This is a genomic window from Kineococcus lubricus, assembly GCF_050871965.1.
GTDB lineage: Bacteria > Actinomycetota > Actinomycetes > Actinomycetales > Kineococcaceae > Kineococcus.
The window spans coordinates 45,699-58,824 of sequence record NZ_JBJLSK010000025.1; the positions used below are offsets into that span (position 1 = coordinate 45,699).

Consider the following 13,126-nt stretch of genomic DNA (forward strand, 5'->3'; position numbering starts at 1 on the left):
TCAGGACGGCCGGGCGAACTCCGTCCCGTCCAGCCCGTCGAGCAGTCCGGTCAGGGAGTCGAACACCGCGACGGCTCCCGCCCCGGTGAGCTCCTCCACGGAGAACCCGCCGGTCCGGACCGCGACGCTGCGCATCCCGGCGTTCCCGGCCGCCTCGCAGTCCCACGTCGAGTCCCCGAGCAGGACCCCGGCCCGCCCCGAGACCCGCTCCAGCGCGACCTGGAGCAGGTCCGGGGCGGGTTTCGTGGCGTCGGCGTCGTCGGACGTCGTCCACCCGGCCACCAGGTCCCGGGCGCCCAGCAGGTCGAGGTACGTCTCGACGTGCTGCTGCTTCCCCGAGGAGGCCAGGACGACGGTCCAGCCCCGGCGGCCGAGTTCGCGCAGCAGGTCGGCGGCACCCTCGAAGGGCTGCACCTCGCCGATGAGCCGGTCGAACTCCTCCACCCAGGCGTCGCGGGCGCCGTCGCCGTGCTCGGCCTCGAAACCCTCCCCCGCGACGGCCGGGACGAGCTGGTCCCCGCCCATGCCGATGGCGCGGTGCAGGCGCCAGACGGGCAGCGTCAGGTCGAACCGGCGGAACGCGCGGTACCACGCGATCGCGTGCTGGTAGTTGGTGTCGACGAGCGTGCCGTCGACGTCGAGGACTGCGGTGTCGGCCACGGGGGAACCCTCCTGGTGGTGGATCAGACGTCGAGGTCGATGCAGAACATCGACCGGGGGTCCTGGAGCATCGCGGGCGGTCGGACGTCCGAGCGCGCGGCGCGACCACCCCAGCGGGTCGCGCGGCGGTGCCGCACGGTGACGTCCCGGCCCGGGGCGAACTCGTACTCGCCGACGACCTCGCCGAGCAGCAGCGCGCGCTCGCCCTCGATGGGCACCGCGACCTCGTCGCCCGGGGCGAGCTCGTGGACGAAGGTGTCCAGGACGCGCAGTTCCTTGCCGGGCCGCCGGCCCGGGGCGACCTCCTTCAGCAGGGCCCGCAGCGAGGAACCCTCCGCGGCGCCGCGCACGTCGACGTCGATCCCCGACCCGGTGCCCAGCCCCACGACCCCGTCGACGAGGAACTCCCCGAGGGCTTGCGGCGCAACGGGACGCACCACCCACACGAGGCGCCCGGGCGCGGTCGGCACCGGGTCGGGCGCGGGCACGTCCGGCCACACGTAGGGCAGGTCGTCGGGTTCGTCGCCGAACAGGGGCCGGTAGAACGCGGGGTCCTTGCGCAGCAGCGCGGACCGGTGGCTGCGGTGCAGCGCCTCGTCCCCCAGCCACGGCGGCAGCGCCACCCCGTCCGGGGAGGTGACGCCGGGGGCGAACTCGGCGATCTGCGGGCCGGTGGAGTCGGCGCGGCCGGTCCGCGTCCACTCGGCGACGACCGCGAGCCCGTAGGCGACCAGGGCGGGGGTGAACCCCTGCCACATGCGGACCGCCGGGTGGTTGCGCCAGCCGTAGTCGGGCAGTTCGAGGGCCCGCAGCACCTGCAGCGTCTCGACCCGCTGCTTGCCCAGCCGCGGGCCGTCGAGGACGGCCGCGGACCGGGCGAAGTCGGGGTACGGGAGGAACGTCTGCACGTCCCCCACCGTCGCGCGCCGGGCGCCGGCCCGCACGCCGGGGCGCGGGCCGGGCCCCGGCGGTGCGGCCGGGACGACCCGCTCAGTACCCCCGTTCGGGGTCGACCAGCCCGAGCAGTTCCTCGCCGGCGGCGAACCGGCGCACGTTCTCGGTGACGCGCTCGGCCAGCAGCGGCACGCGCAGCGTCGAGGGGTTGGTGGAGTGCGGGGTCACGATCGCCCGCGGCTCGGTCCACAGCGGGTGCCCGTCGGGCAGCGGCTCGGGGTCGGTGACGTCGAGCGCGGCACCGGCGATCGTCCCGCCCCGCAACGCCTCCACGAGGGCGTCGGTGTCCACGAGCGTCCCGCGGGCGATGTTCACCAGCCACCCCTGCGGGCCCAGGGCGCGCAGTTCCGCGGCGCCCACGAGGGCGGTGGTCTCGGCGGTCGCGGGAGCGGCGAGGACGACGTGGTCGGCGGCCGCGAACACGTCCCGCACCCGGTCGGCGGCCCAGGTCTCGGCGGCGCCGTCCACCGGCAGCCCGCGCCGGGTCACGGCCAGCACGCGCGCGCCGAGGCCGGTGAGGGCCGGGATCATCGCGCTGCCGATGCCGCCGGCGCCGACGATCCCGACCGTGGCCCCGCGCAGCGACGTCTGCACCCCGTCGAGCGCGTCGTTGTCCCAGGTGGTGAGCCGGGCGGCGCGGCCGACGCCGCGGGTCCCGGCCAGCAGCAGCGCGACGGCGCCCTCGGCGACGGAGGTGGAGTAGGCCCCGGTGGCGGAGGTCCAGGTGCGGGCGGTGTCGACGACCCCGGAGGCGACCCACGCCTCGATCCCGGCCGAGGGCAGCTGGACCCAGCGGATCCCGTCGTGCAGCTCGGGCAGGTCCCCGTGGCCCCCGGACACGACCAGCGCCTCGGCGTCGGCGAGCGCCACGACCTTCCCGCCGCCGCGTTCGACCGCCTCGCGCAGGGCGGGGTTCTCGTCGGGTCCGATGTGCACGGCGGGGGTGGGCACGGGAGCTCCTCAGCGTTGCCGGGTGGTTTCCGGGCCCACCCTAGGTCCCCAGGCGTCGGCCGCCTCCGCGCTGCGGGTGCAGTCGCGGCCGGCGCGCTTGGCGGCGTAGAGGGCGGCGTCGGCGGCGACGAGGGCCTGCTCGGCGGTGGTGGCGTCGTCGAGGGTGGCGCAGCCGGCGGAGAAGGTGGTGGCCCCGCCGCGGGCGGCCCAGGTGGCCCGGAGCCGGTCGACGACGTCGAGGGCGGGGCCGGTCCCGCTGCCGTGCAGGAGGAGGACGAACTCCTCGCCGCCGAAGCGGGCGGCGTGGTCGCCGCGGCGCAGGCTGCCGGCGAGCATGGCGCCGAACTCGCGCAGGACCTGGTCGCCGCGGGCGTGCCCGTGGGTGTCGTTGAGCTGCTTGAAGTGGTCGAGGTCGCAGACGACGACGGTGTCGCCGGGGCCGAGGAGGGTCATGCGGTCCTCGAGGTCGCGGCGGTTGCCGACGGTGGTGAGCGCGTCGGTGCGGGCGTCGCGGCTGAGTCGGTCGGCGACGGCGCGGTGCCGGCGGGTGAGGTCGGCGAGGACCTCGGCGACGAGCACCCAGGCGCAGGCGGCGGCGGTGGTGCCCGCGACGGCGCGGGGGTCGAGGTGGCCGCCGGTGAGCAGGTGCAGGGGCGCGGCGGCGGGCAGCAGCCACCAGGCGGTGCGCCGGGGCAGGTGGAGGCCGACGTGGACGAAGGCGAGGGGGAACAGCGGCGCGCAGACCGCGGCGAGGTCGCCGGTGGTGCGCCCGAGGGCGGCCAGGGCGGTCACCTGCACCAGCGGGAGGGCCAGGGGGGCGCGGTCGGGCAGCCGCTCCCAGGGGACGGCCGCGCTGGCGGCGAGGGCGGCGACGAGGGCGAGGGCGAAGACGGCGAGCGCGGTCCAGTCGCCGGGGGACGGGCTCAGCAGGGGCGCGGTGAGGGCGACGACGAGGCCGGTGACGACGAGGAGGGCCCGTCCGGCGACGACGGCGAGACCGCCGGTGCGCTTCACCCGCCCACCTCCCGTTCAGGACGCTGAGTGCTCAGACGATCACACAGTGCCACGGAGTGATCTGCTGCCGGGGCTCGCCACGACGACCCGCCGCGAAATCCTCCCGCTTTCTCACGTTGTGTCACTGGCGTCACACGGTGAGGCACGACTACGGTGCAGCCCACGAGACCGGCTCGTGACCGGCCCGTGACACCGGCGAGAGGAGGCCCCGTGCCCGCCCTGACCCGCCGCGGCCACCGCCCGCTGTCCGCCGAAGCGCGCCGCGTCGTCGCCGACCTGCGCCGCGACGGCGTCGCCCGCACCACCCTGGTCGCGCTCACCGGGGACGCCGGCCTCCTCGACGACGTGCTCTCCCGCACCGACGACCTCATCGCCGACCAGTCCGCCGACATCGTCCGCCGGCGCCGCGTCGTCGCCGGCGACCCCGTCCCCCGCGGCGACCCGCTGCACGACCCCCACGAGGTCGAGCTCCTCGGGCCCCACCCGCCCGTCGACCCCGAGGACCCCTACGCGCGGTTCCTGCGCCACCCGCAGATCAGCGGCATCGCCGCCGCCCACTGCCGCCGGGACGTCCGCATCTGGGGCATGAACGGCCTGCTCACGCTCGCCACGGCCCCCGTGCGCGACGGCGACTGGGTCCACTCCCCCGGCGGGCCCGCCGTGGAGGTCCGCCTGCACCTGACCGGCGTCGACGACGGCGTCGGGCCGCTCACCCACGTCCGCACCTCCCACCGGCGCCGCGCCGCGGTGCGCGCGCTGGAACGGACCGGCCGCCGCATCGGTGACGACGACGTCACCCGCGTCTTCGGGCCCGGCGCGGTGGAGGTGCTGACCGGGGCCACCGGGACCGTCGTCTTCACCGACCCCCGCGGGCTGCACCGCCGGTCCCGCCCCACGGCCCGCGACCGCCTCGTGCTGCACGGCCGGTTCTGCGCCCGCGGCGGCCGCGAGCGCGCCGTGCTGCTCCCCGCCGAGGAGGTGCCGCGCAGCGCGCTCCCGGACTTCGCCCTGGCTTGAGCCCTCGTCCGAGCCCGGGGTCGCTCAGCCGCGGCCGAGGAGCTTGTCGACCAGGCGGCCGAAGAACCCCTTCTTGACCGGCGCGGGCCCGGTGACCTCCTCGGAGACCTCCTCGACGACCTCCTCGACGGGCTGCGGCGCGGGCCGGGGGGCGGGCACGACCGGCTCGGGACGCGTCTCGGGGCGCACCTCGGCCACGGGCTCGGCCACGGGCTGGACCACGGGCTGGACCACGGGCTCGACCACGGGCTCGGGCTCGTGGCGGCCCGCCGCGGTCAGGGTCCCGTGCAGCTCCTGCTCGGGGGTGTAGCTGGCCTCGCCGAGGATGGAGGCGGCGAACTGCAGCGCGGAGGCCTGCACCGGGGCCACGGTCTGCGCACCGCGGACCGGGACGTCCGGGGTCTCGTCGAGGGTGGACATCAAGCAGCTCCCGTGGGTCAGGGCGGTCGCCCCGTCGGTGACCGTCCACGCCCCATCGACGCCCGCGCGACGCGGCTGGAGGACCACCGCCGCACACCACCCGGACGGACCCACGCCGTCCCCGGCGGGACTCAGGCGGGGACGGCGCGCGCCGATGGGAGGCCGTGCGCGCACCCGACCTGGAGACGTTGCGTCCCGGCGACTTCGTCAAGGTGCGCGGCAACGCCAACCCCCTGCACAACGGCGGGCGGGCCGTCGTCGTCGCCGTCCACCGCGCACCGGGCCCGCCGTGGCGCGTCGTCGCGCTCGACCTGCGCTACTCCGCCCGCGGCGCGGCCGTCCGCGTGGAACTCGCCGACAGCGGTGAACTGGCCCGCTGGGAGACCCCGTGGGCCCCCACCCAGACCGTCGAGGACGAACCCGCCCGCCACCACCCGGTGACCAGCCCCGGCGTCGCGCACGTCGAGACGCCCCGCTCGCGGCGGCGCCTGCTCATCGCGGTCGCGGCGGTCCTCGCGGTCGTCGGCGGCCTCGCCACCTGGGAGCAGCAGCGCACCGAACCGAACCCGGTCGTCGTGCAGCGCGCCCTGCTCGAAGGGGTGCGGGGTTCGGGCACCGGCGCCACCGCGGGCCCGTCCAGCACGAGCACGCCCACGGCCACCGCCGCGCAGGTCGCCGCGACGGCGTCGGTCGTCGCGTACTCCACCGGCCCGGTCCCCGTGGTGGAGACCCCGGAGGGCGCGCGCACCCCCACCCCGCTGGCCGGGGTGGAACCCGCGCCGGGCTGCCGCGACGGGTACGTGGCGGACCTGCTGTCGTACCTGCCCCTGGGGCAGCTGGTCGAGGTGACCGGTGCGGGGTGGTTCCGCACCGACGACGGCCTCGACGTCAACGCCGAACTCGTCCGGCAGGGCGTCGCCGTGCCGGTCGAGACGACCGCCGGGTCCAGCCCCGCCGACGTGCGCAACCTCGCGGCGCTGCGGGAACTCGCCGCCGACGCGCCGTCCTGCTGAGGCGGGGTCACCACCGGGCCGGCCGGGGACGGGCCGACCCGGCCGCTCAGGTGCCGCAGAACGTCCGGTAGGGGCCGAACTCCTCCGGGGCGGGAACGGCGTAGCGCTCGAACCCGGCGCGCTCGTCGTAGGGCGCGTCCACGGCCTCCAGCAACCGCCGCACCGGTCCGAGGTCACCGGCGGTGGCGGCGGTGAGGGCCTCCTCGACGAGGTGGTTGCGCGGGACGTAGACCGGGTTCACCCGGTCCATCGCCACCGGGTCGGGGTCCAGGGCGAGCCAGCGCTCCAGCCAGCCGTCGAGCTCGGCGTCGGGGACCAGCGCACGCACGGGCGCGCGGTCCCCCCGTGCCGCGGCGGCCAGGGCGCGGAAGGACGACGTGTGGTCCGGACGGGCCCGGGTGAGCAGGTCCAGCAGGTCCCCCACCAGGGACGTCAGGACCGCGTCGTCGAGGTCGCCGGGACGGTGGGACAGGCCGAGCTTGGCGCGCATCCCCCCGGAGTAGGCCGCGTCGTAGCGGGCGCCGAAGGCACCCAGGGCCTGCTGCGCGAGCGCGACGGCCCGCTCCTGGTCCTCGTCCAGCAGCGGCAGCAGCGCCTCGGCGAGGCGGGCGAGGTTCCACTGCACCACGGCCGGCTGGTTGCCGTAGGCGTAGCGCCCGCCGTGGTCGATGGAGCTGTAGACGGTGGACGGGTCGAAGGCGTCGAGGAAGGCGCAGGGCCCGTAGTCGATGGTCTCCCCGGAGATCGTGGTGTTGTCGGTGTTCAGGACGCCGTGGACGAAACCCACGAGCATCCACCGGGCCACCAGCGACGCCTGGGCGGCGACCACCGCCTCGAACAGACCGAGGTACGGGTTCGCCGCCGTGGCGGCGCCGGGGTGGTGACGGCTGATCGCGTGGTCGGCCAGGCGGCGCAGCAGGTCGAGGTCACCGGTGGCGCGGGCGTACTGGAAACTCCCGACGCGCAGGTGGCTGGCCGCCACCCGGGCCAGGACCGCGCCGGGCAGCGCGGTCTCGCGGTGCACCTCGCGGCCGGTCGCCACCACCGCCAGCGCGCGGGTCGTGGGGATGCCCAGGGCGTGCACGCCCCGGCTGACCACGAACTCCCGCAGCATGGGACCGACGGCGGCCAGGCCGTCGCCGCCCCGGGCGAACGGCGTGCGCCCGGACCCCTTCAGGTGCAGGTCGCGGACACGCCCGTCGGCGTCGAGGAGTTCGCCGAGCAGCAGCGCGCGCCCGTCCCCCAGGCGCGGGGAGAAACCGCCGAACTGGTGCCCCGCGTAGGCCTGCGCCACGGGTTCGGCCCCCTCGGGGACCTCGGTCCCCAGGAGCAGGCCCAGCCCGTCGGGGCTGCGCAGCCAGTCGGGGTCGAGGCCGAGCTCGGCCGCCAGTTGCTCGTCGAGCACCAGCAGGCGCGGGTCCGGTGCCGCCGCGCCCTGCCAGGGGATCGCCATCTCCGGCAGTTCCCGCGCGAAGCGGTGGTCGAGGACGACGGTCGAGGACGGTGCCACGCTCACCCGATGACGGTACGCGCCCTCCGCCGGGACCACCCGTCGACGGTGGCGCTCCCCCGTGGCCGCAGCGGAGTCGACGACCGCCCACGCGCAGGCTCAGCCGCCGCGTGCGCTCAGCGCCGCCTCGTCCGTCCCCTCCGCGCCTCCCCGCAGGATCGAGGTCATCTTCTTGCCGCGGGCGAGTTCGTCGACGAGCTTGTCCATCCACCGGATCCTCTGCATCAACGGGTCGTCGATCTCCTCGACGCGGTGCCCGCAGATCACCCCGGTGATCTCCCCGGCGTGCGGGTTCACCGCCGGCGCCTGCGCGAAGAACGTCTCCAGGTCGACCTCCGCGTCGACGGCCTGCTGCAGACCGGCGGCGTCGTACCCGGTGAGCCAGCAGATCACCCGGTCCACCTCCTGCCGGCTGCGGCCCTTGCGCTCGGCCTTGGCCACGTACAGCGGGTGGATGCTGGCGAAGCTGACGCCGAAGATCCGGTGTCGCGGCACGGTGCACCTCCTGACGACGGGGCGGTCTCCCGCTGAGCATCACCGCCGTCCCGGCTCCCCGTCAACGCTCCGGCTGGTGCTCGCGACGAGGGGGCGGAGCCGTCGGCGCGGGAGCGGGACAGCAGGGGTGCCGGTGGCCGAGCCGGGCACCTCGGACGTCGCGCACCCGTCGCCCGCCCGCTACCGGGCCGGCTGCCCCTCCACCGTCACGGCGCGCCGCACCGCGGTGGACAGGGCCGCCCTGCGTCGCTCGTGCACCGCGTCGGGCTCCTCGGCCCCGGCGGCGAGCAGGATGCTGGCCGGGCTCCACGACATGGCCATGGCCACCACGAGCGACAGCACGTCGGCGGGGTCCAGACGCGGGTCGACGTGCCCGTCCCGCTGGGCCGTGGCGATGAGGGCCACCTTGGGCGCGCTGTGGTCCACGCCGTCGGCGAACAGGTCCCCGCCACCGCCGTGGCGCTCCAGCCGGGACCAGGTGGCCAGGCGCACGGCCTGCGGGTGCTGCAGGTAGGCGTCGTACAGAGCGGTGGCGTACCCCGGCAGGTCGGCGCCGTCCAGCGGCGCGGCGTTGACGATGAGTTCGAAGTGCTCGGCCAGCACGGCGTCGAACAGACCGTCCTTGCTGCCGAAGAAGCCGTACATCTGCGCCTTGTTGGACCGCGCCGCCGCCGCGATCCGGTCCACCCGCGCGCCGGCGATCCCGTGGGCGGCGAACTCCTCGGTCGCGGCGTCCAGCAGCCGTCGCCGGGTCGCTGCAGCGTCTCGCACCGGCCCAGGCTACTGAGACCGACTGGTCGGTTGCCTACCGGCCGACGACGGGCTAGCGTCACTACCAACCAGTTGGTAGCTATGCGTCAGGAGCCTCGTGCCCGATCCCACGTCCACGGCCGTGCAGCGCGCGCTGGACCTCGGCCCGTCCTCGACCGCCGCGCAGCGCACCGTCCGCACCACCACCACCGGGGCCCGCACCGGGCGGCCCCGGCGCATCGAGACCCGGCTGCACCGCCACGAGGAGCGGTGGTTCCTCAGCGGCCTGCCCGGCCGGCGCGACCGGTACGCCAACCTGCCGGCCGACCCGCACCTGGTCGTGCACCTCGGGCACGGGGTGCGTGCCGACCTGCCCGCCGTGGCCACCCGCGTCGACGACGAGGAGGAACGCCGGCGGATCTCCTCCTCGTCCGTCGCCGACCTGGACCGACCGCACGACCCCGCCCGACTGCCCGGACCCACCCGCCTGCAGGACCGGGTGGCCGGCAGCCCCCTGGTCGAACTCCACTTCACCGCCCCCCGGACCACCTCCGGGACGCCCGCCGACGTCACCACCGACAACCCGGGAGACACCCCGTGCGCACCGTGACCGCCTACCTGGCCACCGCCCCGAACACGCCGCTGCGCCCCACGCGGATCACCCGCCGCGACCTGCGGCCCGACGACGTCGCGGTGCGCGTCACCCACTGCGGCGTCTGCCACACCGACCTGCACGCCCTGAACGACCCCGACGGCGTCTTCCCGCTGGTGCCCGGTCACGAGTTCGTCGGCGACGTCGTCGAGGTCGGTCCCGCGGTGCGCGGGTTCAAGGTCGGTGACGCCGTCGCGGTCGGCAACATCGTCGACTCCTGCGGCACCTGCGACATGTGCCGGGCACAGCAGGAGAACTACTGCCGGGAGTTCCCCACCCTCACGTACGGCGGCCGCGACCGCCACGACGGAACACCGACCCGGGGCGCCTACTCCGACGAGTACGTGGTGCGCGAACGGTTCGCCTACCACCGCCCCGCTCACCTCGACCCCGCCGGCGTCGCGCCGCTGCTGTGCGCCGGGATCACCGTGTGGGAACCGTTGCGCCGCTGGGACGCGGGCCCCGGCACCCGCGTGGGGGTCGTCGGCCTCGGCGGGCTGGGGCACCTGGCCGTCAAGCTCGCCGCCGCCCTGGGCGCGGAGGTCACCGCGTTCACCACCTCGCCCGCCAAGGCCGCGGACGCGACCCGGCTCGGCGCCCACCGCACCGTGGTCTCCACCGACCCGGCGGCCATGGAGGCCGCCCGGGCCTCGTGCGACCTGGTGCTGGACTGCGTCTCGGCGCCGCACGACCTGGGCCCCTACCTGCAGGTCCTGGCGCTGGACGGCACCCTGTGCTCCCTGGGCCACCTCGGCCCGGTCACCGTCGAGACCACCGCCCTGCTCGTCGGGCGCAAGTCGCTGGCCTCGGCCGGCAGCGGCGGGCACCGCTACACCCAGGACCTGCTGGACTTCGCCGGCCGCCACGGCATCACCGCCGACGTGGAGGTGGTTCCCTCGGCGCAGGTCGGCACCGCCCTGCGGCGACTGGCGCACGGCGACGTCCGCTACCGCTTCACCCTCGACCTCTCCGACCTCCACCGCTCGTGAACCGCCGGCGACCGCCGAGGTGACCGTCCAGGTGACCGGGTCGATCGACCGGCGCGCCGACCGCCGCCGCCCCCGGGGATCACCTCAGCGGCCCGCGACCTCCGCGAGCGCCTCCTCGACGCGGGCCACCACGGCGGCCGGTGAGTAGTTCCGCTCGACGTGCGGGCGGGCCCGGGCGGCGAGGCCGGCCCGCAGTCCCAGACCGCGGGAGATCGCGGCGGCGAGGTCGGCGGGTGCGGTGGACGCCGCGATCGTGCGCGGGTCCAGCGCGCCGGCCACCTCGGGGTTCGCGCCGACGGGGGTCGCGACGACGGGCAGCCCGCTGGCGAACGCCTCCACGGTGACGATGCCGAAACCCTCCATCTCCAGGGTCGGCAGGACGAACAGGTCGGCGGCGCGGTACAGGTGCGGCAGGTCCTCCTCGGCGACGAAACCGGGGAACTCCACGGGCAGGGCGAGCCGTTCGGCGCGGGCGCGCAGTTCGGGCCCGAGGTACCCCGAACCGGCGACGACGAGCCGGGCGCGGGGGTGTTCGGCCAGGACCGCGGGGAACGCCTCGAGGAGGTTCTCCAGCCCCATGCGCCGCACGAGCCGGCGCACGGTGACGAGCACGGGGTCACCACCGGCTCCCCACCGCGTCCGGTCCCCCGGTCCGGGCGAGAACCGGTCGAGGTCCACGGCGAGCGGGACGACGTCGACGCGCGCCCGGGCCCCGGGGTGCACCTGCTGCAGCAGCCGCCGGACGTACCAGCTGGTGGCCAGGGTCCGGGCGGTGCCGTTGACGGCGGTGAGCTCGGCGCGCCGGGTGAGGTCGGCGACGACGGTCCCGGCGGCGCGGGCCAGCGGGTACTTCCCGCCGGCGGCGTCGAGCTTCACCTCCAGGGACGAGGGGGCGTGGAAGCGCAGGACGGTGCGGTCCCCGAGCCCGGCGCGGACGGCGGCGGCGGCGTGGAAGGTGGAGTGCGCGTAGATCGCGTCGAAACCCTCGCGGGCGTCGAGGGAGCGCAGCCAGCCGGGGACGCGGAGCAGGGTGGTGGCGGGGTGGGCGTAGTAGCCGCGGGTCCCGCGGGCGGGGGCGGGGTGGCGCAACAGCCGGTAGTGCCCGCGGTCCTCGGTGAGCGGGGCGTCGCGGTCGTGGCGGCGGGTCAGGACGGTGACGTGGTGCCCGCGGCGGGCGAGTTCGTCGACCTCGACGAGGACGGAACTGGCGACCCCGCCGCGGTGCTCGGGCGGGACCCCGTCGGTGATCACGAGCAGGCGCACGGGCCGAGCCTGCCAGACCGCCGTCCGGGGTGGTCGCGCCGGAGGGTGCGCGGGCCCTGCGGGATACTGGCGGGATGGACGGTTCGGCGGGGCGGGGACTCCCGGTGCTGCACCAGGGGGTTCCGCTCGACCGGGTCCTGCTGCGGGCGCTCCAGGCCGTGCAGCAGGCGGTCTGCGTGTCGGACCTGTCCCAGCCCGACCAGCCCGTCGTGTGGGTCAACGAGGCGTTCGAGCGCGAGACCGGGTACCCGGCCGGGGAGGTCGTGGGCCGCAACTGCCGGTTCCTGCAGGACGGCCTGGACGAGCTGGGGATCGACGCCCGCACCCCGGCCGCCCGGATCCGCCGGCTCGTCGAGGAGGGCCGCGACGGCACCGTCGTCATCCCCAACCGCCGCCGCGACGGGTCGGTCTTCGTCAACGAGCTGTCCCTGTCCCCGCTGACCGAACCCGACGGCTCGGTCCGCTTCTACGTCGCCGTCCAGCGCGACGTGACGGCGCGGGCCCGGGCCGAGCAGGCCCGCGACGTGGCGCACCGGGAGGCCGCCGAGCTGAGCGACCAGTTGCAGCGCCAGCTCGTGCCGCACCACCTGCCCCGGGTCCCGGGCTTGGACGTGGCGGTCCGCTACCAGCCCGGGACGCGCGCGGACGGGACCCGCGGTGAGGTCAGCGGCGACTTCTACGACCTGTGGACGCGCTCGGACGGCCGGTCGTTCGCCGTGATCGGGGACGTGTCCGGCAAGGGCCCGCGCGCGGCGGCGACGACGGCGGCGCTGCGGTGGGCGGTCCGCGGGGCGGGGGGCGGGACGCACCGCCCGGCGCAGCTGCTGAACCTGGTGGCCGAGGCCGTCCACGACGCGCTCGACGAGCGGTTCGCGACGGTGGCGGTGGTGGGGCTGGACCCGCTGGAGCCGTTCGCGACGGTGTCCCTGGCCGGGCACCCGCAGCTGGTGCTGCTGCCGGCGGACGGCCCGGCGCGCCTGGTGGGGCACCCGGGGACCCTGCTGGGCCCGTTCGGGGCGGTCGACGTGTTCGACACCGAGGTGCCGTTCGGGCCCGGGGACTGCCTCCTGCTGTACACCGACGGCGTCACCGAGGCGGGCGAGCCGGGGCGCGAGGCGCTCGGCGAGGAGGGGTTGCTGGCCGCCCTCGGCGGGTCGCGCGACCCGCAGGTGCTCGCCGACACGGTGCTGCGCACCGTCACCGAGCACGTCGCGGGCGGCCCGACCGACGACCTGACCCTCATGGTGGTGCGCCGGACCGCCTGACCCCTCCCCCTCGCCACCCCTCCCCCCCCCCCCCCCCGGGGGGGGGGGGGGGGGGGGGGGGGGGGGTGGGGTGGGGGGGGGGGGGCGGGGGGGGGGGGAGTGTGGGCGGGGGGGGGGGGGTCCTGGTGGGCGTGCGGGGCGGCGGCGGAGCGGGCGGCGGTGTCCGCGGCGCG

14 protein-coding genes are annotated in these 13,126 nt (G+C 76.5%); 5 read left to right on the forward strand and 9 right to left on the reverse strand.

The window, feature by feature from the left end; translation table 11 throughout:
* The 4 genes from ACRYRX_RS17565 to ACRYRX_RS17580 form a co-directional block, all read right to left on the reverse strand.
* Nucleotides 1–660, reverse strand: coding sequence for an HAD family hydrolase (locus tag ACRYRX_RS17565; RefSeq protein WP_432513865.1), 660 nt, complete (start codon nt 658–660; stop codon nt 1–3).
* Nucleotides 661–683: 23 nt separating this feature from the next.
* Nucleotides 684–1,568: an MSMEG_6728 family protein gene (locus ACRYRX_RS17570; protein ID WP_432513868.1), complete on the reverse strand. Its 885-nt coding sequence runs from the start codon at nt 1,566–1,568 to the stop codon at nt 684–686.
* An 82-nt stretch (nt 1,569–1,650) separates the two neighbouring features.
* Nucleotides 1,651–2,565 carry a D-isomer specific 2-hydroxyacid dehydrogenase family protein gene (locus ACRYRX_RS17575; protein ID WP_432513869.1) on the reverse strand — a complete coding sequence of 305 codons (915 nt, stop codon included), beginning with the start codon at nt 2,563–2,565 and terminating at the stop codon, nt 1,651–1,653.
* Between the two features lie 9 nt (nt 2,566–2,574).
* Nucleotides 2,575–3,579 (reverse strand): GGDEF domain-containing protein, encoded by a 1,005-nt coding sequence (locus ACRYRX_RS17580; protein ID WP_432513871.1) that lies wholly within the window; start codon nt 3,577–3,579, stop codon nt 2,575–2,577.
* A gap of 210 nt (nt 3,580–3,789) precedes the next feature.
* On the opposite strand from ACRYRX_RS17580, the gene ACRYRX_RS17585 reads away from it, so the two are divergent.
* Complete coding sequence (locus ACRYRX_RS17585) at nt 3,790–4,596, forward strand: phytanoyl-CoA dioxygenase family protein (RefSeq protein WP_432513872.1); 807 nt, start codon at nt 3,790–3,792, stop codon at nt 4,594–4,596.
* 24 nt (nt 4,597–4,620) lie between these two features.
* Here ACRYRX_RS17585 and ACRYRX_RS17590 read toward each other — a convergent pair whose 3' ends face one another.
* On the reverse strand, nt 4,621–5,016 hold the full coding sequence (locus ACRYRX_RS17590) for a hypothetical protein (protein ID WP_432513873.1): 396 nt from the start codon (nt 5,014–5,016) through the stop codon (nt 4,621–4,623).
* Nucleotides 5,017–5,180: 164 nt separating this feature from the next.
* Here ACRYRX_RS17590 and ACRYRX_RS17595 point away from each other — a divergent pair, with 164 nt between their 5' ends.
* Nucleotides 5,181–6,029, forward strand: coding sequence for a hypothetical protein (locus tag ACRYRX_RS17595; protein ID WP_432513876.1), 849 nt, complete (start codon nt 5,181–5,183; stop codon nt 6,027–6,029).
* 46 nt (nt 6,030–6,075) lie between these two features.
* Here ACRYRX_RS17595 and ACRYRX_RS17600 read toward each other — a convergent pair whose 3' ends face one another.
* From ACRYRX_RS17600 to ACRYRX_RS17610, 3 genes are all read right to left on the reverse strand, one after another.
* Nucleotides 6,076–7,545, reverse strand: coding sequence for a protein adenylyltransferase SelO (locus tag ACRYRX_RS17600; RefSeq protein ID WP_432513877.1), 1,470 nt, complete (start codon nt 7,543–7,545; stop codon nt 6,076–6,078).
* A gap of 93 nt (nt 7,546–7,638) precedes the next feature.
* The gene (locus ACRYRX_RS17605; RefSeq protein WP_432513879.1) at nt 7,639–8,034 is read right to left on the reverse strand and encodes a DUF2200 domain-containing protein; all 396 of its coding nucleotides are present in this window, start codon (nt 8,032–8,034) and stop codon (nt 7,639–7,641) included.
* 180 nt (nt 8,035–8,214) lie between these two features.
* On the reverse strand, nt 8,215–8,805 hold the full coding sequence (locus tag ACRYRX_RS17610; protein WP_432513881.1) for a TetR family transcriptional regulator: 591 nt from the start codon (nt 8,803–8,805) through the stop codon (nt 8,215–8,217).
* A 97-nt stretch (nt 8,806–8,902) separates the two neighbouring features.
* Between ACRYRX_RS17610 and ACRYRX_RS17615 the strand changes: the two genes are divergently transcribed.
* Both ACRYRX_RS17615 and ACRYRX_RS17620 read left to right on the forward strand, forming a co-directional pair.
* Nucleotides 8,903–9,394 (forward strand): nitroreductase/quinone reductase family protein, encoded by a 492-nt coding sequence (locus ACRYRX_RS17615; RefSeq protein WP_432513882.1) that lies wholly within the window; start codon nt 8,903–8,905, stop codon nt 9,392–9,394.
* Entirely contained in the window at nt 9,382–10,425 is a 1,044-nt protein-coding gene (locus ACRYRX_RS17620) for an NAD(P)-dependent alcohol dehydrogenase (protein ID WP_432513884.1), read from the forward strand. The genes ACRYRX_RS17615 and ACRYRX_RS17620 overlap by 13 nt, the downstream gene beginning before the upstream one ends.
* An 84-nt stretch (nt 10,426–10,509) precedes the next feature.
* Here the strand turns inward: ACRYRX_RS17620 and ACRYRX_RS17625 are convergent, their stop codons facing one another.
* Complete coding sequence (locus ACRYRX_RS17625) at nt 10,510–11,688, reverse strand: glycosyltransferase family 4 protein (RefSeq protein WP_432513885.1); 1,179 nt, start codon at nt 11,686–11,688, stop codon at nt 10,510–10,512.
* A 74-nt stretch (nt 11,689–11,762) separates the two neighbouring features.
* Here ACRYRX_RS17625 and ACRYRX_RS17630 point away from each other — a divergent pair, with 74 nt between their 5' ends.
* Entirely contained in the window at nt 11,763–12,953 is a 1,191-nt protein-coding gene (locus tag ACRYRX_RS17630) for a PP2C family protein-serine/threonine phosphatase (RefSeq protein ID WP_432513887.1), read from the forward strand.
* Nucleotides 12,954–13,126: the final 173 nt, after the last annotated feature.

Coding starts and splice junctions, on each gene's coding strand:
- ACRYRX_RS17590 (WP_432513873.1), bottom strand. CDS start 5,016: ATGTCCACCCTCGACGAGACCCCGGACGTCCCGGTCCGCGGTGCGCAG.
- ACRYRX_RS17630 (WP_432513887.1), top strand. CDS start 11,763: ATGGACGGTTCGGCGGGGCGGGGACTCCCGGTGCTGCACCAGGGGGTT.